The sequence below is a fragment of the Streptomyces sp. NPDC002809 genome, from assembly GCF_040295435.1.
Taxonomy (GTDB): Bacteria; Actinomycetota; Actinomycetes; order Streptomycetales; family Streptomycetaceae; genus Streptomyces.
In genome coordinates this window covers 104,661-129,745 of the sequence record NZ_JBEOVJ010000012.1, presented here as the reverse complement: position 1 = coordinate 129,745, position 25,085 = coordinate 104,661, and the positions used below count along the sequence as shown (strand labels likewise).

Sequence of the window (25,085 nt, the reverse complement as noted above, 5' to 3'; positions counted from 1 at the left end):
GCGACAGGGTACTGCATGATCTCGAAAATGAATGCCGGTCATGGGAATTCTGTCCGGATTCCAGTCGTTGTTTCCATCGGATGCAGGGCACCCGAAAAGGTGTCGCGACCTACTCAGCAAGGGAGCACGCATGGCAACCCGTGCCGTCGCCCGTCGTTCGTCCGCCACCGGCGGGACCAACCGGGCAAGCAGCGTTCGCGCCGTGGGCGGGGAGATCGCCGATCGCGACCTGGTCGGCATGTACCTGGACGAGATCGCGCGCACGCCGCTGCTCGATGCCGCCAAGGAGGTCGAGCTGTCGCAGACCCTGGAAGCGGGTGTCTTCGCTCAGCAGGTCCTCGACGGTGCGGTGGAGAGCGAAGCCGGCGGGGCCTCGCGCGAGGAGCTGGAGGCGCTGGTCGCCGAGGGCGAGCGCGCCAAGGACGTATTCATCCGTTCCAACCTCCGGCTTGTCGTCGCCGTCGCTCGCCGCTATCCGCGAGCCGGGCTGCCGCTGCTCGACCTGATCCAGGAGGGCAACGCCGGCCTGGTGCGCGCGGTCGAGAAGTTCGACTACGCCAAGGGCTTCAAGTTCTCCACTTATGCGACGTGGTGGATCCGGCAGGCCATCACCCGTTCCATAGCCGACCAGTCGCGCACGATCCGGCTCCCCGTCCACCTGGTGGAGGAGCTCGGCCGGATCCGCCGTGTGCAGCGCGAATTCAACCGCGAGCACGGGCGCGACCCGGAGCACTCGGAGATCGCCGCCGAGCTGGACTCGACGACGTCGCGGGTCAGTGATGTCCTGGACTGGGCCCGCGACCCGGTCAGTCTGAACATGTCGGTGGACGACGACGGCGACACGCAGTTCGGTGACCTCCTGGAGGACACCTCCGCCGTTTCGCCCGAGCAGTCCGTGATGACACTGCTGCGCAGCGAGGAGCTGGAGGAGCTGATCGGCAAGCTCGACAACCGCACCGCGTCGATCATCCGTATGCGGTACGGCATCGAGGACGGCCGTGAGCGGACCCTGACCGAGGTGGGCAAGCAGCACGGGCTCACTCGCGAGCGGATCCGCCAGATCGAGAAGCACGCGCTGCTCGAACTGAAGCGAATGGCTCACGACACGGGTTTTGACGCTGCAGCATGAGCCCGCGTCCAGTAACCTCCGAATTGGGCCGCTTCACATCGGTGGCCCCCTAGAGCTGAGTCCCGGCGCCCACCCCCCCCCTGGCGCCGGGGCTCATCCTTTTTCCGGCGTCTCCCGCCGTCTCCGCCGTCTCCCGGTGTCTTCCTTCCGGTGTCTTTCCCGGCAGCCTTTCCGGTAGCTCGGCGGGTTCCACGAGCAGTACGACGGGTTCTACGAAGCGGGCGTCGTCCGGGATGCCGCCGCGCGGGTGAGCCGGCTGCCCAGGTCCTTCAGGTACGTCACCAGCTGCGGCGGCTGGTGCGCGGTGAACTCGCAGTCCACCAGCGCGAGGCGCAACGCCACCCATTCCAGTGAGTCGTTCAGCACCGCCCGCAGCCGGCAGCCGTGCTCGCCGGTCTGCTCCAGCGGGCCCATCGAGGCGGGCAGCCGCGAGGCCACGAACTCGGCGGGCGCCGCGAAACTCACGTCGACCGCCAGCTCCGGCTGCCTGCGCGCCATGGAACTGCTGAGGAACTCCGCCGCGTCGCCGGTCGGCAGCTCGCGCGGCGTGAAACGGGCGCCCGTCGCGAACGGATCACTCACCCGGTCGACCCGGAAGGTGCGCCAGTCCTCCCGCTCCAGGTCGTACGCGACCAGGTACCAGCGCCACCCGGTGCTCACCAGGCGGTACGGCTCCACCTGCCGCCTCGACTCGGCGCCGTCCCTCGCCCGGTACGCGAACCGCAGCCGCTCCCGGCCCGTGACCGCCGACGCCATCACGGTCAGCGTCTGCGGGTCGATCGTCGAGCCGTCCCCGCGGGCCAGCGGCATCGTCGCGTTCTGCAGGGTGGAGACCCGGTGGCGCAGCCGTGAGGGCAGCACCTGTTCCAGCTTGGCCAGCGCCCGTACGGAGGCCTCGTCGACGCCCTCGATGGCATGGCCGGCCCCGGCCCGCAGGCCCACCGCGATGGCCACCGCCTCCTCGTCGTCCAGAAGGAGCGGCGGCATCGCCGTGCCGGCCACGAGCCGGTAGCCGCCGACCGAGCCCCGTGAGGCCTCGACGGGGTAGCCCAGGTCGCGGAGGCGGTCGATGTCGCGCCGGATGGTGCGGGCGCTGACGTCGAGCCGGTCGGCGAGTTCACTGCCCGGCCACTCGCGCGGCGTCTGGAGCAGTGACAGCAGATTCAGCAGTCGTGCCGGGGTGTCGGTCATGTCACCCAGGATGCCCGTCCAATGGGTCACGAACTGACCTAATGAACGTTTAACTTCCTCATATGACTTCCTCCGCATCCCTGCCGTCGTCGGCGGCCGCCCCCGCGGTCCCCTCGGCCCCGTCGGACCGCCGCCGGTGGTTCGCCCTGGCCATCGTGATGACCGCCGCCTTCATGGACCTGGTCGACGTCACGATCGTCAACATCGCCATCCCGAGCATCAAGGCGGACACCGGCGCCTCCTTCAGCTCGATCCAGTGGATCACCGCCGGGTACGCCCTGGCCTTCGCCGCCGGTCTGATCACCGGTGGCCGGCTCGGTGACATCTACGGTCGCAAGCGGCTCTTCCTCATCGGGATCGGCGGCTTCACCGTCGCCTCCGCGCTCTGCGGATTCGCCGCGAACCCGGAGATGCTGGTCGCCTCCCGCATCCTCCAGGGCGGCACGGCCGCGCTGATGGTGCCGCAGGTGCTGTCGATCGTGCACGCCACCTTCCCGGCCCACGAGCGCGGCAAGGTCTTCGGCCTCTTCGGCGCGATCGTCGGCCTCGGCGCCGTGTCCGGTCCGCTGCTGGGCGCGCTGCTCACCGAGTGGAACATCGCCGGTCTCGAATGGCGCCCGATCTTCCTGATCAACCTGCCGGTCGGCATCGCGGGCCTGATCCTGGGCCGCAAGTTCATCTCCGAGTCCAAGGCGCCGAAGGCGCTCCGCCTCGACCTGGTCGGCGTGGTGCTGGTGACGCTGGCGATGCTCATGCTCATCTACCCGCTGACCCGCGGCGAGGAGCTGGGCTGGCCGCTCTGGGGCTACCTGTCGATGGCCGGCAGCATCGTCGTCTTCGCCGCCCTCGTGCTTTTCGAGCGGGCGAAGGCGCGCCGGGACGGTTCGCCGCTGGTCGAGCTGTCGCTGTTCCGGGTCAAGAGCTTTGCCGCGGGCATCGCCGTGCAGCTGACCTTCGGAATCGGCCTCGGGATCTTCTTCCTGGTCTGGACGCTGTACATGCAGGAGGGGCTCGGCTGGAGTGCGCTGCGGGCCGGTACGACCGGTATCCCGTTCTCGGTCGCCGTCTCGTTCGCCGCCGGTATCTCCGTACAGAAGCTGGTGCCGCGCTTCGGCCGCAAGGTGCTCCAGGCGGGGGCGCTGCTCATGATCGCCGGGCTGCTGCTCTACATCTGGGAGTCCGACCGCTACGGCATGGGGATCACGTCCTGGCAGATGGCGCTGCCGCTGGTGGTCATGGGGGCCGGCATGGGGCTGATCGTCGCCCCGCTGGCCGACGCGGTGCTGTCCGAGGTGCCCAAGGAGCACTCCGGATCGGCTTCCGGACTGTTCAACACCGTGCAGCAGATGGGCAATGCGCTGGGTCTGGCTCTGGTCTCGGTCATCTTCTTCGGGGCGATGGGCGACAGGCTGACGCCGCCGCAGATCGGTCCGGCGTTCGCCGACGCCTTCGAGCAGTCGCTGTGGTGGGTCGCGGGCGTGCTCGCGGTGATCTTCCTGGTGATGTTCGCGCTGCCGGCCCGGCCGAAGCAGCACGTGGAGGGCGGCGACGAGAGCGCCGACGAGAGCGGCGGCTCCTTCGACGAGCCCGTCAAGGAGCCGGTGCTGACGCACTGAGCAGCCGCGACGCGGAAGCGGAAGAAGCGACGGTGCCCGCACCCCGGCCGGGGTGCGGGCACCGTCATGCCCGGGGTCGTGCCGGGCAGCGCGTCAGCAGATGCGGGTGCGGCTCTCCATCGCGCCGCGCGCCGCGTCCTCGTCGCCGTACACCTCGCACATGTGGCGGCCGTCCGGCGTCGCCGTGTGCTCGACCTCCCACAGGCTCGTCTCCCTGCCGTCGAGAAGCAGGAAGGCGTGCTCGTACAGCGTGAACCCGGCGTCCCGTCCGTCCACCTGGCACTGCCGCCCGAAGACCTGGGTGATGTGGTGGGCGAAGGCCGACCGCAGCAGGCGCGCCGTCGCCGCGCCCGGCACATCCCGGTTCTCCGCCCGGCGCAGCACCCGGCGGGCGTGGTCCGCCGAGTTGTCCGGGGCGTACATCCGGGGGAGCGGGGCCGGTGGCGCCGCCATCAGGGCGTCGAGGATCTCCAGGTCGGCCTGCGGCCCGTCGTGCCCGAAGACCGGGCCGTCGCAGAAGCCGCCGGTCAGCCGGGCCGCCGCGATGTGGGCGTCGGCCTCGTCGTCGTACAGCTCGTGCTGTCGGGGGCCGCGCAGCGCGTCGAATCCCGGGTCCGCGGCGTCGCGCGGGCCGCAGTGCACCAGCTCCCACAGGGCGAGCGGTGAGCCGTCGGCCAGCAGATACGTGTGCCGATAGGTCTCACGGTGCAGGGAGGAACTGTGGTGGGAGGAGTGCAGGGCGCTGCTGTGGGCGAGCGCGGTGCCGAGCCGCTCGACCGTGCTGTCGGGCAGGTCGAACGAGTTGAGAGCCCGTCGCAGGAGTCGCTCGAGGTGCTGCTCGGTTGTCTCGTACGGATCGCTCAAGGTGCTTTCTCCAGGCCGTCGCCGCGTGTGACTTGGTGCGTGCTCAACGTAGTCCCTGGGTCTGACATCGTGACCGGGGTTGAGAAAAACGTACGGTGCACGCAGAAGGTTCCTGCTCTTCGTCCGAACTTCCCTACGCCGATGGCGAGTCGACGTCGTGTGCCTTGTTGTCCGGTGACTGTGCGGTTTGCTGCGATGTGCCGTAGAGATCGCTGTACGCGAGGTATGTGGCGCCGCCGTCGCTGCCGTTGACGCCTGTGGCAGCCCGCACGGCCTTCACGATGGCCCGGGTCACGGCCTCCGCGCCCGCCGCCAGCAGGTCGTTGAGTGCGAACGGGTTCGCCGCGTCCAGCGATCGCCCGCCGGTGGCCAGGGCGAAAACGGTGTCCCCGTCGGTCATCAGATGTACGGGCCGGATGGCGCGGGCCAGCCCGTCGTGCGCCGTCCCCGCGAGTTTCTGTGCCTGCGCGCGGCCGAGTTCGGCGTCCGTCGCGACGACGGCGAGCGTGGTGTTGAGCGGGGGGCGCGTGTTTGCGTCGTGCGCCTGCGCCAGGCGCCGTTGCGCCTCCTGGTGGATCTCCGGCGCGGGTGCGACGGCCGGCTCGGCGCCGCCGTACTCCCCGTACAGCACCCCGGTACGCGGATCGAGCACGGAGCCCGCCGCGTTCACCACGGCCAGCGCGGCCACGGTGATCCCGGACGGCAGCAGGACGCTCGCCGTGCCCACCCCGCCCTTCAGCTGCCCGGCGACCGCGCCCGTGCCCGCCCCGGCGCAGCCCTCGGCGACCGCGGCGCCCGGCTCCGTGCGCGCCGCGTCCTCCACCGCGGCCCGGCCGGTCGAGGCGTCCGGCCTGGCTCGCCAGTCGCCGCCCCGCCCCAGGTCGAAGACGCAGGCCGCGGGGACCACCGGGACCACCTGGGCAGGATCGGCGCCGACCCGCACGCCGCGCCCCTGCTCCTCCAGCCAGGCCATCACCCCGGACGCCGCGTCGAGGCCGTACGCGCTGCCGCCGGTGAGGACCACGGCGTCGATGCGCTGCACCAGGTTGCGCGGATCCAGCGCGTCCGTCTCCCGGGTGCCGGGGCCCCCGCCGCGTACGTCGACGGCGGCGACCGCGCCGCCCTCGGGCGCGAGGACCACGGTGGTGCCGCTGAGCGCCCCCTCGCCCGCCACCCGCGCATGCCCGACGCGGATCCCGGCGACGTCGGTCAGGGCGTCCCGCCGACGGGGCGACGGCGAGGGCGTCGATGTGGGTGCTGGGTTGTCCTGGCCGGTCATCCGGTGCTCCTCGTGGTGCGGGTGGCTGACGGTGCTGGGCGGGCCGTGCACCGTGAACGTACCCGCCGGGAGGCGGGGGAAGCGGGACGCGCCGAAATATTTGTGAATGCATTCACAAGCGAATTATGGGCCAAGGTCCCACGAGAACGCCCAGCTCGGACGGTGTATGCGCGGTCGCCACCGGCAATCGACGGGACCAACGGCCCTTCGTCCAGGACCAATGCGGGCCGCCGCACGCGCCGATCGGGAGTGCAATGGACGCAGCGGCGAAGAAGACGCGCGGACGACAGCGGAAGGTGCGGGCCATGACGGCGACTGCGGCAGAGGCGACCACGGACAGCGGCGCCTGGGACGGCTTCAGGGGCGGGCTGTGGCGCGACGCGATCGACGTCCGGGACTTCGTCCAGCACAACTACACGCCCTACGAGGGCGACAGTTCCTTCCTCGCCGGCCCGACCGCCCGGACCACCGCGGTCTGGGAGAAGCTCCTCGCGAAGTTCCCGGACGAGATCGCCCGGGGCGTGTACGACGTGGACGTGAACACCCCGTCCCGGATCGACGCCTTTTGCCCCGGCTACGTCGACGCCGGCCTGGACCTGATCGTCGGCCTGCAGACCGACGCCCCGCTGAAGCGCGCCATCATGCCGAACGGCGGCTGGCGCATGGTCGAGGGCGCCCTGAACGCGTACGGCTACGAGGCCGACCCCGCGGTCAAGGACGTCTACACCCACCTCCGCAAGACCCACAACGAGGGCGTCTTCGACGCGTACACCCCCGAGATCCGCGCCTGCCGCTCGTCCGGGATCATCACCGGTCTGCCGGACGCCTACGGCCGCGGCCGGATCATCGGCGACTACCGCCGCATCGCGCTCTACGGCGTCGACCGGCTGATCGCCGCCAAGGAGGCGGACAGGACCGCCCTCGGCGAGCAGTGGCCGACGGAACACGTCATCCGGGACCGCGAGGAGGTCTCCGAGCAGATCAAGGCCCTGAACGAACTCAAGGCGATGGCCCTGACGTACGGCTACGACATCTCCGGCCCCGCCTGCACCGGCCGCGAGGCGGTTCAGTGGCTGTACTTCGGCTACCTCGGCGCCGTGAAGGAGCAGAACGGCGCGGCCATGTCGATCGGCCGTATCGACAGCTTCCTCGACATCTACCTCCAGCGCGACATCGAGCGCGGGCTGATCACGGAGGAGCGGGCCCAGGAGTTCATCGACGACTTCGTCATCAAGCTCCGCATCGTGCGCTTCCTGCGCACCTCCGAGTACAACGAGCTCTACTCCGGTGACCCGACCTGGGTCACCTGGTCGATGGCCGGCATCGGCGAGGACGGCCGTCCGCTCGTCTCCCGTACGACCTTCCGCGCCCTGCAGACGCTCTACAACCTCGGCCCGGCCCCCGAGCCGAACCTCACCGTCTTCTGGTCGCGCCGGCTGCCCGCCGGATTCAAGGAGTTCGCCTCGCAGGTGGCCATCGACACCTCGGCGCTCCAGTTCGAGTCCGACGACCTGATGCGTCCGAAGTACGGGGACGACACCGCGATCGCCTGCTGTGTCTCCGCGATGGCGACGGGCAAGCAGATGCAGTTCTTCGGCGCCCGCGTCAACGTCGCCAAGGCCCTGCTGTACGCGATCAACGGCGGCCGCGACGAGCGCACCGGCAAGCTCGTGGTGGACGGCTTCGAGCCGATCACCGACGAGTACCTGGACTACGACACCCTTGTCCGGCGGTACGACGCGATGCTCGACTGGCTGGCCAGGACCTATGTGCACGCGCTGAACGTCATCCACTACATGCACGACAAGTACGCCTACGAGCGGCTGGAGATGGCCCTCCACGACCAGGAGATCCTGCGCACCATGGCCTGCGGAATCGCCGGCCTCTCGGTCGCGGCCGACTCGCTCTCCGCCGTGAAGTACGCCCGGGTGAAGGTGATCCGCGACGGGACCGGGCTGGCGACGGACTACGAAATCGAGGGCGACCACCCCGCCTACGGGAACAACGACGAACGGGCCGACTCCCTGGCGCGCGGCATCGTCCACGACTTCATGGAGAAGATCCGCGAGCACCCCGCCTACCGGGACGCGGTGCACACCCAGTCGGTCCTGACGATCACCTCCAACGTGGTCTACGGCAGGAAGACCGGCAACACCCCGGACGGCCGCCGGTCCGGCGCCCCCTTCGCCCCCGGCGCCAACCCGATGAACGGGCGCGACGAGCACGGCTACATCGCCTCCGCCCTCTCCGTCGCCAAGCTGCCGTACGACGATGCCGAGGACGGCATCTCACTGACCAACACCATCACGCCCGACGCACTCGGGCGGACCCCCGGGGAGCGCGTCCACAACCTCGCCGGCGTCCTGGACGGATTCACGGCGAGCGACGGCTTCCACATGAACGTCAACGTCCTGGACCGGGCGACTCTCCAGGACGCCATGGAGCATCCGGAGAACTACCCGCAACTGACCATCCGGGTCTCCGGATACGCGGTCAACTTCACGCGGCTGACCCGCGAGCAGCAGCTCGACGTCATCAACCGCACCTTCCACGACTCGCTCTGAACCCTGCTCGGGGCCGGCCGGAGCGCCGGCCCCGAGCCCCCTGAACCGCGCGGCGCCGGGCGCCCATCCCCCGTACGGCCCCGGCGGCGCGCGCCCCACCCCAGCGGCCCAGCCGGCCGCAGACCCTCCGCGAAGAAGGTCCCGTCATGGCCGTCCTCCTCGACAGCGCCGCCACCCGTGCCCCGTCCGTCCCCTCGGGCGCTCCCGCCACTCCGGCGGGCGCGGTCACGAGGCGCGCGGTCTCCGGATCGGTCCACTCCTGGGACCTGTCGTCGGGCCTCGACGGTCCCGGTACCCGCTTCGTCACCTTCCTGTCCGGCTGCCCGCTGACCTGCCTCTACTGCCACAACCCGGACACCATGCGGATGCGCAGCGGCACCCGGACCTCGGCCGACGACATGGTGGCCGAGGCGGACAAGTACACGACGTTCATCCGGGCCGCGGGCGGCGGAGCCACCATCAGCGGCGGTGAACCCCTGCTGCAGCCCGTCTTCGCCGGTGAGCTCCTGCACCGCTACAAGCACGAGCTGGGGCTGCACACCGCACTCGACACCTCCGGATTCCTCGGGACCCGGGCCACCGACGCGCTGCTGCGCGACGCCGATCTGGTCCTGCTCGACATCAAGTCCTGGGACCGTGCCACCTACCGCGAGGTCACGGGCCGGCCGCTGGAGCCCACCCTGGACTTCGCCCGCCGCCTCGCCGCTCTCGGCAAGGAGGTGCACGTCCGCTTCGTGCTGGTCCCCGGACTGACCGACGACCCGGCCAACATCGACGGGGTCGCGGCCTTCGCCGCCTCCCTCGGCAACGTCTCGCGCGTCGACGTCCTCCCGTTCCACAAGCTCGGCGAGGCGAAGTGGCGGGCGCTGGGAAAGCCGTTCACCCTGCACGACACCCCGCCGCCCACCCCCGGGCAGGTGGCCGCCGCCCGAGAGGTCTTCGCCTCGCGCGGGCTGCATGCCGTGTGAGGCGTACGTCGCACTCGTCGCCCGGATGCGACCGAACCTCGACGCGCTCACCCCGTAGGGCCATAAAACAGGACTAATATCCCCATACGGCCCTACGGTGGCGGGGTGACCGAGCCACCAGAAGCCTCTGCCGCAGCCGCGCAGCCCGCCCCCGGTGCCAGCACCGGTTCATCCGGCGCGGCCGACGGCCCGCCGTCGTCCGGCGGGTCCGCCCGCTCCGGCGCCGCCGTCCCCCGGTCCGTCACCGCCCGCGCGACGGCGGCCGGTGTGATCGTCTCCCTCCTGCTGATCGTGGCCATCGTGCTGGGCAGCCGGTTCCTGGAGAACTTCGACTCCGCGCTTCTGCCGTACGCCGTGGCCACGGTCTTCCTCGCTTTCGGCGTCGCCTACCGCTACACGGTCTGGGTCTCCGCCCCGGGCGCCCGACGGCTGTTCAGGAAGGGCTGGGGGAGCCTGTTCTCGGCCGAGAACTTCCGTAAGGCACCCACCGCCCTGCCGAAGATGATCGCCACCTACCTGGGCTTCCAGAAGTTCCTCGGCGCCCGCTCCCACGCCCGCTGGGCCGCCCACCAGCTGATCTTCTGGGGCTGCATCCTCGCCTCCCTGATCACCTTCCCGCTGACGTGGGGCTGGTTCACCTTCACCTCGAACAGCGGCTCCGGGCCCGGCTACGAGATGCGTATCTGGGGCTTCAAGATCGTCGGCTTCGACTCCCTGGACATCCTCGGCTGGCTGATGTTCCACGGCCTGGACATCGCCGCCGTCCTCGTCATCCCCGGAGCCTCCTACTTCCTGTGGCGCCGGATGAAGGACCGCGGCGCCATCACCGGCCAGCGGTTCGGCTACGACCTGGTGCCACTCATCGCGCTGATCGTCATCTCCGTGACGGGCCTGCTCCTCACCTTCTCGTCGATCTTCCTGCACGGTGGCGGATACGAGTTCCTGGCGATCCTCCACATGGTCTCGGTGGTCTTCACCCTCATCTACATCCCGTTCGGGAAGTTCTTCCACATCGTCCAGCGCCCCGCCGCAGTCGGCATGCAGCTGTTCAAGTACACCGGCCGGCAGGACCAGGAGGTCTTCAGCTGCCGGCGCTGCGAGGAGCCCATCGACACCGCCCCGTACGTCGAGAACCTCCGCGGCACCATGCGCGACCTCAGCCTCGACTTCGACCAGTGGGCCGAGTACTGCCCGCGCTGCAAGCGGGTGCTGCGCGGCAGCGCCTATCTCTCCCAGGTGAAGAAGGGCTTCAAGTGACCGCGGATCCGCGAGCAGCCGACACCCGTGCGGTCGTCCCCCTCGACCCCTCCCTCGCTCCGCCCGGCACCCGCGCCTTCCGGGACGCCGGTGGCATCCCCGCCGACCAGTGGCACGCCGACCAGAACGGCGAGACGCTCGTCCCCACCCACTGCTGCTTCTGCGGGGTGCAGTGCGGGATGTATCTGCGGGTCGACCGCGGCGGCAAGGTCTTCGGCGTCGAACCCCGCAACCACGACATCAACCGAATGCGTCTGTGCCCCAAGGGCATCAACGCGTACCAGCAGGTCAACCACCCCGACCGGCTCACCGCCCCGCTCATGCGCCGCTCCCGCGACGAGGATTTCCGGGAGGTCTCCTGGGACGAGGCGCTCGACTTCACCGTCGCCGAGATCAAGCGCATCCAGCAGGCCTACGGAAACGACGCCTTCGGGCTGCTCGGCGGCGCGAGCCTCTTCTCCGAGAAAACCTATCTGGTCGGCAAGTTCGCCCGGGTCGCCCTCAAGACCCGGCACGTCGACTACAACGGCCGGCTCTGCATGGTCAGCGCGGCGGGCGCCAACAAGCTCGCCTTCGGTATCGACAGGGCCGGCAACCCCTTCTCCGACATCCTGCTCACCGACTGCCTCCTGATCGCGGGCTCCAACGTCGGCGAGTGCTTCCCCGTGATGACCCAGTACGTGTGGGGCGCCCGGGACCGCGGCGCCAGTCTCATCGTCATCGACCCGCGCGAGACGGCCATCGCCAGGACCGCCGACATCCATGTCGCGCTCAAGCCCGGGACGGACTCGGCGTTCTTCAACTCCGTGCTCAACGTGGTCATCGAGGAAGGCCTCACCGACGAGGCCTACCTCGCTGCCCACGCCACCGGCTGGGAGGAGGTGAAGGCCAAGGTGGCCGAGTACCCGCCGGCCCGGGCCGCCGAGATCTGCGGCATCCCCGCGGAACAGATCGTCCAGGTCGCCCGCACCTTCGCCCGCGCCCCCAAGGCCATGGCCTGGCACGCCCGCGGCATCGAGCACCACTCGCAGGGCGTCGAGAACTGCCTCAGCGTGATCAACCTCTGCACCGCCACCGGACACATCGGCAAGCCCGGTGCCGGCTACGGCACCATCACCGGGCAGGGCAACGGGCAGGGCGGACGCGAGCACGGCCAGAAGTCCGACCTCCTGCCGGGCGGCCGCTCGATCCTGAACGAGGAGCACCGCCGGCAGATCTGCGAGATCTGGGGCATCGAGGAGTCCGAACTCCCGACCGCCGGAACCTCGATGATGGAAATGGTCTGGCAGATGCAGCGCCGCGAGATCCGTGGACTGATCGGCATCTGCAACAACCCCTTCGTCTCCCTGCCCAACTACAAGGTGGTCAAGGAGGGGTACGACACCGCTGAGTTCCACGCGCAATTCGACTTCTTCCTCTCCGAGACCGCGGCCAACGCGCATGTGGTCTTCCCCGTCACCACCTGGGCCGAGGACGACGGGGTGATGGCCAACGCCGAGGCCCGGGTGGTCAAGCACAACAAGGCCCAGGACCCGCCCCCCGGTGTACGGACCGACACCTGGGTGATGTGCGAACTGGCCAGACGTCTCGGCGCGGGCGACAAATTCGCCTTCGCCGACTCCCGCGAAGTCTTCGACGAACTGCGGATCGCCTCCGCCGGCACCGTCAACGACTACTACGGCATCACCTACGAACGGCTGGAGGAGACCGGCGGAATCGCCTGGCCCTGCCCCTCCACCGACCACCCCGGCACCCCCCGGCTCTTCGAGGACGGCAGGACCTACCACCCCGACGGCAAGATCCATATGCAGGTCGTCGAATGGCACCTGCCGATGGACCCGTACGACGACGACCACCCCATGTCCCTCACCACCGGTCGCACCGTCGCGCACTTCCTCTCCGGCAACCAGACCCGCCGCCTGGGCGCCCTCGTCGAACAGACCCCGCGCCCCTGGGTCGAGATCCATCCCTCCCACGGCTTCCGCAACGGCGAACCGGTCCGCGTCGTCACCCGGCGCGGCAGCGAGGTCTTCCCCGCCCTGGTCACCGAGGCGATCCGCCCCGACACCGTCTTCATCCCCTACCACTGGCCGGTCCCCACCGCCGCCAACGCGCTGACCATCGACGCTCTGGACCCCCGCTCCAAGATCCCCGAGTACAAGGTCTGCGCCTGCCGCATCGAGCACGCCGAGAAGATCGACGAGGTGCCCGCACCCCCGGTCGCACCGGGCCATGTCGCCTACCCGGAGACCCAGGTCTCCCGCACCGACCCGCTGCCGCCCACGGCCCCGCAGGGCCGTGGCACCTCGGAAAGGAGCTGATGCCCGCATGATGGGCAGAACGATCTTCATCGACCCGGGGCGCTGCATCGGCTGCCAGGCCTGTGTCTCCGCCTGCCGGGAATGCGATTCCCACCGCGGCAAGTCGATGATCCACCTCGACTACACCGACGAGGGCCAGTCCGTCGCCTCCCTTCCCACGGTCTGCATGCACTGCGAGGACCCCGTCGCCCCCTGTGCCGAGGTCTGCCCCGCCGACGCGATCCTGGTGACCGCGGACGGGGTGGTGCAGCAGGCGGACACCACCCGCTGCATCGGCTGCGCCAACTGCGTCAACGCCTGCCCCTTCGGTGTACCGAAGATCGACCTCCAGGCGAAGCTCCAGATGAAGTGCAACCTCTGCTACGACCGCACCGCCTATGGCCTCGCCCCCATGTGCGCCACCGTCTGCCCGACCGGAGCGCTCTTCTACGGAACCGTCGAGGAGCTCCAGGCGGAGCGCCCCGGGGTGCAGGTCGCCGACACCTTCGTCTTCGGCGAGACGGAGGTCCGCACCGGCGTGGCCATGGTGGTCCCCGCCGACAGGGTCCAGTGGCCGGTGCCGGGCGGCCTGCCCGTCGTGGAGATCAACGGGAAGGACGTCCGTCGATGAGTGTCACCGATCAGCCGCCCTCCGGGGGGTCGCGACAGCCGCCCTCCGGGGACCCGCGCGAGGCCCTGCACGACCGGATCGCGGCGGACTCCCTCACCACCCGTCGCGACTACCTCCGCATCGTCGCCACCGTCTCCGGCGGTCTCGCCGTAGGCGGGCTCGGCGTCGCGGCCGGCATGCTCCCGCGCCACGGCGACCCGGAGGACGACAAGGCGCCCGCGCCGAAGAGGATCGGCTCCCAGCTGCTGCCCGGCGAGTCGATCGCCTTCAGCTACCCGGACGAGGAGGACAAGGCGGTGGCCGTCCGGCTCGATGACGGCACCCTGGTCGGCTACTCGGCGATCTGCACCCACCTGGCCTGTGCCGTGCTCTGGCAGAAGGACCGGGGCTCCGAGGGCGAGCTGTACTGCCCCTGCCACGAGGGTGTCTTCGACGCGCGCACCGGCGAGGTCACGGCCGGACCGCCGCCCCGTGGGCTGCCCAAGGTGGTCCTCACCGAGCAGACGGACGGCAGCATCTGGGCCGTCGGGACCACCCGCTCCGGCGAGAGTATCGAGCAGGGGCTGTGCCGCCAGCTCGGCGACGACCGCCCGGACCTCGCCTCCCGCATCGGCTGCCCCGGAGTCCGCGGGGGCGCCGAAGCCCCCGGCATCTCCCGTACCGCGGCCACCGAGCCCCCGACCTCCGGCAGGCGGACATGAGCGACGCCCAGCAGCCCACCGGCCCGCACTACCCGGAGTACCACCCGGGCAGCGCACGGCCCGAACTCAACCGGCCCGTCCATGAGCGCTACCCGCAGATCCGGCCCACCAGCGGCTACGGTGACCCCCGCGTCCGCCACACCGGGCCGGGGCCGGGAGCGGGCAGCGACCAGGAACCTGAGCGGTCCTCGAAACTGACGGCGCGGCTGACCCTGGCCATGACCGTCGTCATCGGGCAGCTCTGGGGACTCACGGTCGTCATCGACGAATGGATGGAGGGCAACACCGGTACCGCCTGGTGGGGGGCCGGATTCCTCTGCCTGTCGTTCCTCGTCGTACTCGGACTCTGGTGGCTCGACCCCAAGGACCGCTGAGCCGCGTCCCGGGAGGCGGGCCGCCGGGAGCCCCGGCCTCACGCGGTGCGCTTCGGCGCGCCCCCGCTCACCTTGGGGCGGCCGTACCCTGGAGGCATGAGTACCGCCCCCGCCCCCGGACCGCGCGATTCGAAGCCGGACTCGCCGGACCGGCCGAAGCCCAAGCCGGCACTGATCTTCGACGATCCGCTGGACCAGCAGTCCGCGGACGATACGGACCGGGGGTGGGGTGAGCGGGCCCCCTCCGGTGGCAGCGCCGCCGACCTGGCCCGTTTCCTCGACGAGAAGCCGCCCCACCACGTCTGAGCCCGCCCCTGCCCGGCCCGGGGTTCCTACTCGTGGCGCCCCCGCACCGGCTTGCGGTTCTACTCCTGGCGCCCCCGCCCCGGGTCCTCGCCACGGTTCCCTTCCACCGGGCTGCCGCTGTTTCCGCTGCTGCTGCCGCTCCGCTGCGCGATCAGTGCGTCGCGGATCTCCTTCAGGACCTCCAGCTCGCTCACCTCCATCGTCTCCTGCACGCCCTCCTTCGCCGCCTGCATGGCTGCCCGCTTGGCGAGGTACTTCGCCATCGGGAGCACCATCAGGAAGTAGACGACGGCAGCGGTGATCAGGAAGCTGAGGGTGGCGCTGAGCACCGAACCCCACAGGATCCGGATGCCCTCGGTCACCTCGCCCGTCTTCGGGTCCGTATGGCAGGGGCCTTTGAGGCAGGAGCTGTAGCTCTCCAGGTCCTTGGTGCCGAACGCACCGACGAGCGGATTGATCACGCCCCTGACGATGGCGTTCACGATGTTCGTGAACGCGGCACCGATGACGACGGCGACCGCCAGATCGATCACGTTGCCGCGCATCAGGAAGGCCTTGAAGCCGTCCAGGAGGCTGACCTTCTTCTTCTCGCTCACGCGTGAGCCGTCCTTTGTATGTGCCGTAAGGGGAGCGAACTGTTCCGCAACCTACGGCAGTACAAGGGGAATCCACCCCATCCACGGCTGATGCCAGGTGACGTGATGGTTCGTCAGTACGAATCAACACAGGATCACCGCAAATCCGGCCGAGATCCCCGCACCGGCCAGCGCCGTGGCCGTCGCCCGCGGTACGGAGAGCACGATCAGTGCCCCGTTCTCCGCGGAGCCCTCGGCGGACGCCGAAGGGACCCGGGTCACCCGCGCACCCTCAGCCAGCACCCGGGAGCCGGCACCGGCGCCCTCGGACGCGATCACGTCGACCCGGTCTCCCGGCCGCAGCAGCCGGACGGTTTCCGCATCGGCGATCCGGACGGGCGCGGACACCAGACGAACCGGCGGTGACGCCCGCCGATGCGCCGTCCCGGTCGCGTGCGCCGCGCCGCCGCCCGCACCGCCGGCCTTGCCCTCACCCCCGCCGAGTCCCGAAGCGGCCAGCGCGGCGGCCGTCAGGGCCAGCCCCGCAGCCATCGCCCGCCGCTGTCGCCACACCGCGCGCCGCAACCGGTGCCCACTGCCCCCGCGCACCCGCAGCGGGGGAAAGGGCGGCACCCCGCAGGGCGGCGGCGCGGGGGCGGGCAGGGGCGGAGATGTGGACGGGGAGACCGCTGCGGACTGCGAGGGCGTGGAGGGAGGGCCGTACGGGGGCATGCCAAACACCGCCTGCGTCGAGGGAGTTCAGGGATGGGACGAATCGGACGGGGTGAATCGGATCGTGAGGTCCGGCCGAAGGGAAACGGCCGAACAGGTCTCACGATCCACCACCCGCGCGATTCCCGCTGAGCCCTGTGGAGGGCCCACCCGATGTGGAAAACTCCCTCACCCTTGTGAGGGGCGAAGCACCCCTCACGGGCTTGATGGAGGAGCTGGGCTTGAGGAGGAGCGAGCCTGAGAGGAACTTGAGAGGCTTGAGGAACTTGAGGAGTCTGAGGGGCGAATTGAGAGCCGCCGGGAGCGCAGCTCCGCTCCCCGGCCCCCTACGGCAGCTCGATCCCCGTCTCGATCCCGTCCAGCGCATGCGCGCACAGACAGTCCCGGTCCGCCTCCGCGGGCAGCGCGGCCACCGCGTCGAAGAGGACCGAACGCAGCCGGTCGACATTGGCCGCGAACACCTTGAGCACCTCCTCGTGGGAGACGCCCTCGCCGGCCTCCGCGCCCGCGTCCAGGTCCGTCACCAGCGTCATGGTCGTGTAGCAGAGGCCCAGCTCACGGGCGAGCACGGCCTCGGGGTGCCCGGTCATCCCGACCACCGACCAGCCCATCGCCGCGTGCCAGCGCGATTCCGCCCGCGTGGAGAAGCGCGGCCCCTCGACGACCACGAGCGTCCCGCCGTCCACCGCTTCCCAGTCCCGTCCGCGGGCCGCCGTGAGGGCGACCTTGCGCCCCTCGGGGCAGTAGGGGTCCGCGAAACCCAGATGCACCACGTTCGGTGCCGCTCCGTCCGCCCGGGTCTCCCCGTCGTAGAACGTCTGGACACGCGTCTTCGTGCGGTCCACCATCTGGTCCGGTACGAGCAGCGTCCCCGGCCCGTACTCCGGCCGCAGCCCGCCCACCGCGCAGGGGCCGAGCACCTGACGTACGCCGACCGAGCGCAGCGCCCACAGGTTGGCGCGGTAGTTGATGCGGTGCGGCGGCACATGGTGGCCGCGTCCGTGACGGGGGAGGAAGGCGACCTTGCGGCCGCCGATCTCGCCGAGGAACACGGAGTCGCTCGGTGCTCCGTAAGGGGTCTCCACGCGCACCTCGGTGACGTCCTCCAGGAAGGAGTACAGCCCCGAACCGCCGATCACACCGATCTCTGCGTTCACCATGCGGTCACAGTAGGCGTTCACCTCACGGCCCGAGCCGCCGGGCGGGAAAAGCCCGGAGGCGCGGCCGGGCGGAGAACGCCGAGGACCCCGCCGAGCGGATCGGCGGGGTCCCGGTGAAGCCAGGTGAAACGGTCGGGCGGCTCAGGCGGCCGACGAACCGCTCGACGAGGACGACGAAGAAGAAGGTGACGACGAAGAAGACGCCGTGGAGGAGCTGGACGAACCGGAGGAGGACGTCGACGAAGAGGACGACGGCTTCGCGTCCGATCCCGTCGAGGACGAGGATCCGGAGGCCTTCGCAGCGGCCGGGGCCGGCGTGCTGCTCGACGAGGAACCGCGGCTGTCGTTCCGGTAGAAACCGGAGCCCTTGAAGACGATGCCGACCGCCGAGAACACCTTCTTCAGGCGTCCGTCGCAGCTCGGGCACACCGTGAGGGCGTCATCGGTGAACTTCTGCACCGCTTCGAGGCCCTCGCCACACTCGGTGCACTGGTACTGGTAAGTCGGCACTTGTTCCTCCTGGCACTCTGACTCGATGAGTGCTAACGACGCTCCATAGTGACTTATTCCGCTGGATCAGTCCACCGTGACCGGCTCGCGGTGACCGATCCCACGTGCCACGGTCCGTCCCGAGACCCTCGGGAGAAGCCGTGAACGCAGCGATACCAACGTCACCAGGGCCAGCACCGTGCCCACCAGAGGCACCAGGAATCCGGTGCTCGCGCCATGGGCGTCCGCGAGCCGCCCGGCCACTGTCACCGCGCCGGCCTGGCCGAGCGCGACCGCGCCCGTCAGCCAGGTGAAGGCCTCGGTCCGTGCCGATCCCGGGACCAGTGCCTCGACCAGGGTGTAGCCGCTGATCAGGGCAGGCGCGATGGAGAGTCCGACCAGCAGCCCGAGCCCGGCCAGCAGCGGCACGGAGTGCACTGCCCAGAGGCCCGACGCGGTGAGTGTCAGGGCCGCGTATCCGGCGATCAGCCGGCGCCGCGGCCCGGTCTTCCAGGCGATGGCGCCGCAGGCGATGCCGGCCAGCATGTTGCCGGCCGCGAAGATCCCGTACAGCAGGCCGTTCGCACCGGGGCTGCCGATCTCCTCGGCGAACGCGGTCAGCGAGACCTGCATCCCGCCGAAGACCGCGCCGATCCCGAGGAAGGCCACCGCGAGCACGCGTACGCCGGGTACGGACAGTGCGGAGGCGTGCCGCTGGGACCCCGCGGACCCGGTGCCGCGCACCGCCGGCTGGGTGGCGCTCCGGGCGGCGAAGAGCAGGCCGCCGAACAGGGTCAGGGCGGCTTCGGCGATCAGCCCCGCCGCCGGGTGCACACCGGTGCACAGCGCGGTGGCGAGGACCGGACCGATGACGAACGTGAACTCGTCCGTCACCGATTCGAAGGCCGCCGCCGTCGACATGAGCGGCGAGGCCTCCCGGCCCGGAGCCGCCCCGAGCACCGCCGCCCAGCGGGCGCGCACCATCGGGCCGATCTGCGGGATGGAGGCGCCCGTGGGAACGGCCGCGGCGAACAGCGCCCACATCGGGGCGTCCGCCAGCGCGAGCGCGGTCAGGGCCGAGACGGACGCGGCGTGCACGAGGACGCCCGGGAGCAGCACGGCACGCTGGCCGAAGCGGTCGGCGAGCTTGCCGGTCTGCGGTGCGAACAGGGCCATGGAGACGCCGGTCACGGCGGCGACGGCGCCCGCGCTGCCGTAGGAGCCGGTGGTGTGCTGGACCAGCAGGACGATGCCGATGGTCAGCATCGCGAAGGGTTGCCGTGCGGCGAAGCCCGGCAGGAGGAAGGTCCACGCACCGGGGGTGCGCAGCAACTGCCCGTATCCGGGGCGGTCGGAGACCGTGGACACCACGGTCCATGCCTTTCTGCCGCCTGGTGGCCGTGCTCCTGCGAGGCGGGCCGGCACGTGGGTGCGGACCCGGCCAGGAGCTGCCGAGAGCTGTCCTCTTCGCGCGGAACTGCGGTAGATGCCGGGCGCTCGCAGCAGGGCGGAGGACGCCACGACCGCCATACGGTCGCGCCAGCTCTGCATCAGGCAGAGTTGGTGGATCAAATAGGTCGATCTAGGTTTCCTTCATGCTACAGGCAAGGGTCCTGGTCCACCTCTGACTGTGCGCAAGGCAACCTCTCCGACCTGCGGACACGGGGTGCGTCCGCACGTCCTCAGCGGTGTGCCCTGGTGTCCCGGGCGGTCCGGTCCTCGTGTTTCCCGACGCCGACGTCTTCCGTTCTGCCCAGCTTCTTCACTGCCTTGAGCGCGTTGGCCACGTGCGGTCCGGTGAGGGGCTCGTCGCCGGCGTTCCCGCCGGTGCCCAGCCAGCCGGCCAGCTTGCCGCCCTCGCCGATCGCGCGCAGCCGGGCCTCGGTGGCGTCGCGCACCGGGTCGGTCGTCACGACCAGCAGTTCGTCGCCGCGGCGCAGCACGGTCGAGGGTGCGGGCACGAAGCTCTTGCCGTCCCGGACGACCAGCGTCACCGCCGCTCCCGCGGGCAGGCGCAGTTCGCCGACCTCGACGCCGTGCATCTTCGACTTGGCGGGGATGGCCACCGAGAGCAGATGTCCGCGCAGCCGCTCCAGCGGCGCCGACTCGATGCCCAGGTCGGCCGTCTCGGACGGGTCGTCGGCGATCTTGAGGGCCCTCGCGAGCCAGGGCAGGGTCGGCCCCTGGATGAGGGTGTAGACGACGACGAGCACGAACACGATGTTGAAGACCCGGGTGGAGCCCTCGATCCCGGACACCATGGGAATGGTCGCCAGGATGATGGGCACGGCGCCGCGCAGTCCGGCCCAGGACATGAGGGCCTTCTCCTGCCAGGGCAACCGGAAGGGTGCCAGCGAGATGAAGACCTCCAGCGGCCGGGCCACCACGGTCAGCACCAGTCCCACGACGACGGCGGGCCAGAAGTCGTCGATCAGGTCGTGCGGGGTGACCAGCAGTCCGAGCAGGACGAACATGCCGATCTGGGCCAGCCAGCCGAGTCCGTCGGCGAAGCCGCGGGTGGCGGGCCAGTGCGGCAGCTTGGCGTTGCCGAGGATCATCGCGGCGAGGTAGACGGCGAGGAATCCGCTTCCGTGCAGCATCGCGCCGGCCGCGTACGCGGACACCGCGATCGCCATCACCGCGATCGGGTAGAGGCCCGATGCGGGCAGGGCCACATGACGCAGACCGTACGAGCCGAGCCAGCCGACGGCGATGCCCACTGCGGCGCCGATGGCCAGTTCCAGGGCTATCTCGCCGACCAGTACGTACCAGCTGTCGACCGGACCCACGGTCGAGAAGGCCACCACCAGGATCACCACAGGGGCGTCGTTGAAGCCGGACTCGGCCTCCAGGACGCCGGTGATCCGGGCGGGCAGTGGCACCTTGCGCAGCACGGAGAAGACCGCGGCGGCGTCCGTGGAGGAGACGACCGCACCGATGATCAGCGCCTGCCGCCATTCCAGACCGACGAGGTAATGCGCTCCGGCCGCGGTCACGCCCACGCTCACGCCGACGCCGACGAGGGAGAGGACGACGGCTGCGGGCAGCGCGGGTTTGATCTCTTTCCACTTCGTGCCGAGGCCGCCCTCGGCGAGGATCACGACCAGGGCGGCGTAGCCGATCACCTGCGTCAGTTCCGCATTGTCGAACTTGACGTCGAAGAGCCCGTCCTGACCCATGGCGATCCCGATGCCGAGGTACAGGAGCAGGCTGGGGAGCCCGCTGCGGGACGAGATGCGTACCGCCGCCACCGCGACGAGCAGGACGAGTGAACAGACGAGCAGGAGTTCGTTGAGCGCGTGGACAGTCAGTGGCCGGTCCTTCCCTGCGTACGCCTGCCGGATCGTCTTCCGGTGGCCGGTTACTTCGTTACCTTACCTAATCTTTAACGTTTTCTTGATGCGTTCGAGCATTCGTGCGATCGCTACGCAATTCGAACCATCCCGATACCGCGTCGGACCTGCCGCGACGCTGCGCCTATGGTTGCTCCTGCACTCCCAGGACCACCCTGCCCCTCGAAGGACAGCGATGCCCGCCAACACAACCGCCTCTTCCGGCTCCACCGGTACCGCCGGCGGTGGGCCGCGCAAGAAGAAGAAGGGGCGACGCGCCCGCCTGATCTTGATCGTCCTGGTGCTGGCGCTTGTCGCGGGTGTCGGTTACGGAACGTACTGGTCCGTATCCACTGTGCGCGCCTCGTACCCCCAGACCACCGGGACGGCCCGGCTCGCCGGACTCGACAGCAACGTCGAGGTGAAACGCGACAGCTACGGGATCCCCCAGATCTACGCGGACTCCGACGCCGACCTGTTCCGCGCCCAGGGCTTCGTCCAGGCGCAGGACCGCTTCTGGGAGATGGACGTCCGCCGTCACATGACGGCCGGCCGGCTCTCCGAGATGTTCGGCTCCGGCCAGGTCGAGACCGACTCCTTCCTGCGCACGCTGGGCTGGCGCAAGGTCGCACAGGAGGAGTACGACACCGTCCTGTCGGACGAGACCAAGAAGAACCTCCAGTCGTACGCGGACGGCGTGAACGCCTACCTCAAGGACCGCGACGGCGCGGACATCTCCGTCGAGTACGCGGCCCTCGGCTTCACCAACGACTACAAGCCCACCGAGTGGACCCCGGTCGACTCGGTCGCCTGGCTGAAGGCCATGGCCTGGGACCTGCGCGGCAACATGCAGGACGAGATCGACCGTTCGCTGATGACCAGCCGGCTCGACGCGGACCAGATCGAGGACCTGTACCCGGCGTACCCGTACGACAAGCACAAGCCGATCGTCAGCGAGGGCGGCATCTCCCCGGCCACCGGGAAGTTCGACCCGCAGGCCACGCCGTCCGACGGCATCGGCTCGTCGACCGCCGAGGGTGCCACCCAGGGCCTCACCGCCCAGCTCGGCGCGCTCTCCGACACCCTCGACGAGATCCCCGCGCTGCTGGGCCCCAACGGCACCGGCATCGGGTCGAACTCCTGGGTCGTCGCGGGCAAGTACACGACCACCGGCAAGCCGCTGCTCGCCAACGACCCGCACCTGGCGCCGCAGCTGCCCTCGCTCTGGTACCAGATGGGGCTGCACTGCCGCGCCGTCTCGGCGACCTGCAAGTACGACACCGCCGGCTACACCTTCTCCGGCATGCCCGGTGTGATCATCGGCCACAACCAGGACGTCGCCTGGGGCTTCACCAACCTCGGCGCCGACGTCACCGACCTCTTCCTGGAGAAGGTCTCGGGCGACGGCTACCTGTACGACGGCAAGGTGAAGCCCTTCACCGTCCGCGAGGAGACCATCAAGGTCGCGGGCGGCAAGAGCCGGCACATCACCGTGCGCGAGACGAACAACGGCCCGCTGGTCTCCGACCGCAGCAGTGAGCTGGAGAAGGTCGGCCAGAAGGCCCCCGTCAGCAATGCCGCCCCCGACCGGGCGGACGGCTACGGGGTGGCGCTGAAGTGGACCGCGCTGGAACCCGGCAAGTCCATGGACGCCGTCTTCGAGCTCAACCGGGCCAAGGACTTCACCACCTTCCGTGCGGCGGCCGAGCACTTCGAGGTTCCCTCGCAGAACCTCATCTACGCCGACACCAAGGGCAACATCGGCTACCAGGCGCCGGGCAGGATCCCGGTCCGGACCTCCGGTGACGGCACGATGCCCAGCCCCGGCTGGTCCTCGGCGTACGGCTGGAAGAAGGACCCGATCCCCTTCGACGAGCTGCCCTACGAGTACAACCCGAAGCGCGGCTACATCGTCACCGCCAACCAGGCCGTGATCGACGAGGACAAGTACCCGTACCTGCTCACGAAGGACTGGGGCTACGGCAGCCGCAGTCAGCGGATCAACGACCTCGTCGAGTCGAAGATCAAGGGCGGCGGGAAGATCTCGACCGAAGACATGCAGAAGATGCAGATGGACAACACCAGCGAGATCGCCGCGCTCCTGGTGCCCGAGCTGATGAAGATCAACATTTCGGACAAGGACGTCCGCGAGGCGCAGAAGCTGCTGGAGGGCTGGGACTACACCCAGGAGGCCGACTCGGCTGCCGCCGCGTACTTCAACGCGGTCTGGCGCAACATCCTCACGCTGGCCTTCGGCGACAAGCTTCCCAAGGAGATGCGGGTCGAGGGCGAGTGCCTGAACGTGCCCCCGGCCAAGAGCTCGGGTCCGCTCGACGAGCAGGACAAGCTGGTACGGGAATGCGGTCAGCGCGACGCCGACTCCGCGCAGCCGGACGGCGGCGACCGCTGGTACCAGGTCGTCGCGAACCTCATGGACAAGCCGGACAGCGACTGGTGGAAGTCGCCGGCGAACCGCAAGGACAAGGCGACCGAGAACCGCGAGGAGCTCTTCGCCCGCGCCATGGAGGACGCCCGCTGGGAGCTGACGGCCAAGCTCGGCAAGGACATCACCACCTGGAACTGGGGCCGGCTGCACCAGCTGACCCTGAAGAACCAGACCCTCGGTACGGAGGGCCCCGGACTGCTCCAGCGGGTGCTCAACCGGGGCCCCTGGGACCTCGGCGGCGGCGAGGCCGCGGTGAACGCCACCGGCTGGAACGCGGCGGGCGGCTACGAGGTCGTCTGGGTCCCGTCGATGCGGATGGTCGTCAACGTGGGGGACTGGGACAAGTCCCGCTGGATCAACCTCACCGGCGCCTCCGGGCACGCGTTCAGCGCGCACTACACCGACCAGACCGACAAGTGGGTCAACGGTGAACTGCTCGACTGGGCCTTCGGGACGAACGCGGTGTCCTCGGCGACCACGGACACGCTGACGCTGAAGCCGTAGGGGCGGGCCCGCGGACCTCCAGGGGAAGCCCTTGAAGGTCCGCGGGCCTTCAGGCGTCGCCGAAGCGCCGCGGGCCGGCCGGTGTCACCACGGCGTTCACGGGGTGGTCGTGCGGTTCCTCCGGGACCCGCGCGGTCACCTCGGCGTCGTACAGCAGGACGATCAGCGCGGGATGCGCCCCGGCCGCCGAGAGGCGCGCCAGTACCCGGTCGTAGCTGCCGCCGCCGCGGCCGAGACGCATCCCGCGCCCGTCCACGGCGAGACCCGGAAGCAGCACCACGTCCGCGTCCAGGACGGCGTCGGGGCCGAGCCGCGTCCCGTCGGGCTCCAGGAGCCCGCGTCCGGCCTTCCGGAGGCTGTCCGCTCCCTCGTACGGCGCCCAGTCCAGGTCCTTGTCCGCCAGGAGCACCGGCAGCAGGACGCGTGCGCCCCGCGCGCGCAGCGCGTCCAGCAGGGCGCGGGTGCCCGGTTCGCTCCCCACCGAGACATACGCGGCGACCGTGCGGGCCCCGGCGACCTCCGGGAGTTCGAGTGCGCGACGGGCCAGAACCGCGGCGGCCCGTTCGACGTCCTCATGGGTCAGGAGGCGTCGCGCGGCGAGCAGTTCACGCCGCAGCAGGTTCTTTGCGGACATGTCGGTGTTCAACGGGGCACCCATAGATCTCTC

The 25,085-nt window shown here is 70.1% G+C and carries 21 protein-coding genes; 11 read left to right on the top strand and 10 right to left on the bottom strand.

The features are described from left to right. Positions 1-130 precede the first annotated feature (130 nt). The gene (locus tag ABT025_RS11000) at positions 131-1,129 is read left to right on the top strand and encodes a sigma-70 family RNA polymerase sigma factor (RefSeq protein WP_350992293.1); all 999 of its coding nucleotides are present in this window, start codon (positions 131-133) and stop codon (positions 1,127-1,129) included. 210 nt (positions 1,130-1,339) lie between these two features. Here ABT025_RS11000 and ABT025_RS10995 read toward each other — a convergent pair whose 3' ends face one another. Beyond that, positions 1,340-2,320, bottom strand: coding sequence for a helix-turn-helix transcriptional regulator (locus ABT025_RS10995; RefSeq protein ID WP_350992291.1), 981 nt, complete (start codon positions 2,318-2,320; stop codon positions 1,340-1,342). Between the two features lie 62 nt (positions 2,321-2,382). Here ABT025_RS10995 and ABT025_RS10990 point away from each other — a divergent pair, with 62 nt between their 5' ends. Then, positions 2,383-3,936, top strand: a complete 1,554-nt coding sequence (locus ABT025_RS10990) for an MFS transporter (protein WP_350992289.1) — start codon at positions 2,383-2,385, stop codon at positions 3,934-3,936. A 93-nt stretch (positions 3,937-4,029) separates the two neighbouring features. On the opposite strand, the gene ABT025_RS10985 is transcribed toward ABT025_RS10990, so the two are convergent. Both ABT025_RS10985 and ABT025_RS10980 read right to left on the bottom strand, forming a co-directional pair. Beyond that, entirely contained in the window at positions 4,030-4,800 is a 771-nt protein-coding gene (locus ABT025_RS10985) for a DUF6227 family protein (RefSeq protein ID WP_350992287.1), read from the bottom strand. A 133-nt stretch (positions 4,801-4,933) separates the two neighbouring features. Further along, positions 4,934-6,079 carry a P1 family peptidase gene (locus ABT025_RS10980; RefSeq protein ID WP_350992285.1) on the bottom strand — a complete coding sequence of 382 codons (1,146 nt, stop codon included), beginning with the start codon at positions 6,077-6,079 and terminating at the stop codon, positions 4,934-4,936. A gap of 305 nt (positions 6,080-6,384) precedes the next feature. On the opposite strand from ABT025_RS10980, the gene pflB reads away from it, so the two are divergent. The 8 genes from pflB to ABT025_RS10940 all read left to right on the top strand — a co-directional run bounded on the left by pflB (position 6,385) and on the right by ABT025_RS10940 (position 15,180). Beyond that, entirely contained in the window at positions 6,385-8,643 is a 2,259-nt protein-coding gene (pflB, locus tag ABT025_RS10975; RefSeq protein ID WP_350992283.1) for a formate C-acetyltransferase, read from the top strand. A gap of 146 nt (positions 8,644-8,789) precedes the next feature. After that, the gene (gene pflA, locus ABT025_RS10970; RefSeq protein WP_350992281.1) at positions 8,790-9,611 is read left to right on the top strand and encodes a pyruvate formate-lyase-activating protein; all 822 of its coding nucleotides are present in this window, start codon (positions 8,790-8,792) and stop codon (positions 9,609-9,611) included. Between the two features lie 105 nt (positions 9,612-9,716). Further along, positions 9,717-10,868: an MFS transporter gene (locus tag ABT025_RS10965; protein WP_350992279.1), complete on the top strand. Its 1,152-nt coding sequence runs from the start codon at positions 9,717-9,719 to the stop codon at positions 10,866-10,868. Next, the gene (locus ABT025_RS10960) at positions 10,865-13,189 is read left to right on the top strand and encodes a molybdopterin oxidoreductase family protein (protein ID WP_350992277.1); all 2,325 of its coding nucleotides are present in this window, start codon (positions 10,865-10,867) and stop codon (positions 13,187-13,189) included. Before ABT025_RS10965 ends, ABT025_RS10960 begins: the two co-directional genes overlap by 4 nt. A gap of 7 nt (positions 13,190-13,196) precedes the next feature. After that, positions 13,197-13,799: a 4Fe-4S dicluster domain-containing protein gene (locus ABT025_RS10955; RefSeq protein ID WP_136327991.1), complete on the top strand. Its 603-nt coding sequence runs from the start codon at positions 13,197-13,199 to the stop codon at positions 13,797-13,799. Beyond that, a complete protein-coding gene (locus ABT025_RS10950; RefSeq protein WP_350992274.1) occupies positions 13,796-14,500 on the top strand; it encodes a QcrA and Rieske domain-containing protein in 705 nt (234 codons plus the stop codon). Before ABT025_RS10955 ends, ABT025_RS10950 begins: the two co-directional genes overlap by 4 nt. After that, entirely contained in the window at positions 14,497-14,874 is a 378-nt protein-coding gene (locus tag ABT025_RS10945; RefSeq protein WP_350992272.1) for a hypothetical protein, read from the top strand. The genes ABT025_RS10950 and ABT025_RS10945 overlap by 4 nt, the downstream gene beginning before the upstream one ends. A gap of 96 nt (positions 14,875-14,970) precedes the next feature. Then, a complete protein-coding gene (locus ABT025_RS10940; protein ID WP_350992270.1) occupies positions 14,971-15,180 on the top strand; it encodes a hypothetical protein in 210 nt (69 codons plus the stop codon). A 59-nt stretch (positions 15,181-15,239) separates the two neighbouring features. Here the strand turns inward: ABT025_RS10940 and ABT025_RS10935 are convergent, their stop codons facing one another. The 6 genes from ABT025_RS10935 to ABT025_RS10910 all read right to left on the bottom strand — a co-directional run bounded on the left by ABT025_RS10935 (position 15,240) and on the right by ABT025_RS10910 (position 21,387). Beyond that, positions 15,240-15,725 carry a large conductance mechanosensitive channel protein MscL gene (locus ABT025_RS10935; protein WP_502971919.1) on the bottom strand — a complete coding sequence of 162 codons (486 nt, stop codon included), beginning with the start codon at positions 15,723-15,725 and terminating at the stop codon, positions 15,240-15,242. Positions 15,726-15,899: 174 nt separating this feature from the next. Then, a complete protein-coding gene (locus tag ABT025_RS10930) occupies positions 15,900-16,487 on the bottom strand; it encodes a hypothetical protein (RefSeq protein WP_350992266.1) in 588 nt (195 codons plus the stop codon). 326 nt (positions 16,488-16,813) lie between these two features. Further along, positions 16,814-17,647, bottom strand: a complete 834-nt coding sequence (locus ABT025_RS10925; protein WP_350992264.1) for an S-methyl-5'-thioadenosine phosphorylase — start codon at positions 17,645-17,647, stop codon at positions 16,814-16,816. 141 nt (positions 17,648-17,788) lie between these two features. After that, complete coding sequence (locus ABT025_RS10920; protein WP_350992262.1) at positions 17,789-18,157, bottom strand: FmdB family zinc ribbon protein; 369 nt, start codon at positions 18,155-18,157, stop codon at positions 17,789-17,791. 66 nt (positions 18,158-18,223) lie between these two features. Then, a complete protein-coding gene (locus ABT025_RS10915; RefSeq protein WP_350992260.1) occupies positions 18,224-19,507 on the bottom strand; it encodes an MFS transporter in 1,284 nt (427 codons plus the stop codon). A 311-nt stretch (positions 19,508-19,818) separates the two neighbouring features. Next, the gene (locus ABT025_RS10910) at positions 19,819-21,387 is read right to left on the bottom strand and encodes a potassium/proton antiporter (protein ID WP_350992257.1); all 1,569 of its coding nucleotides are present in this window, start codon (positions 21,385-21,387) and stop codon (positions 19,819-19,821) included. A 277-nt stretch (positions 21,388-21,664) separates the two neighbouring features. Between ABT025_RS10910 and ABT025_RS10905 the strand changes: the two genes are divergently transcribed. After that, the gene (locus tag ABT025_RS10905; RefSeq protein WP_350992255.1) at positions 21,665-24,418 is read left to right on the top strand and encodes a penicillin acylase family protein; all 2,754 of its coding nucleotides are present in this window, start codon (positions 21,665-21,667) and stop codon (positions 24,416-24,418) included. A 49-nt stretch (positions 24,419-24,467) separates the two neighbouring features. On the opposite strand, the gene ABT025_RS10900 is transcribed toward ABT025_RS10905, so the two are convergent. Next, the gene (locus tag ABT025_RS10900) at positions 24,468-25,052 is read right to left on the bottom strand and encodes a 5-formyltetrahydrofolate cyclo-ligase (protein ID WP_350992251.1); all 585 of its coding nucleotides are present in this window, start codon (positions 25,050-25,052) and stop codon (positions 24,468-24,470) included. Positions 25,053-25,085: the final 33 nt, after the last annotated feature.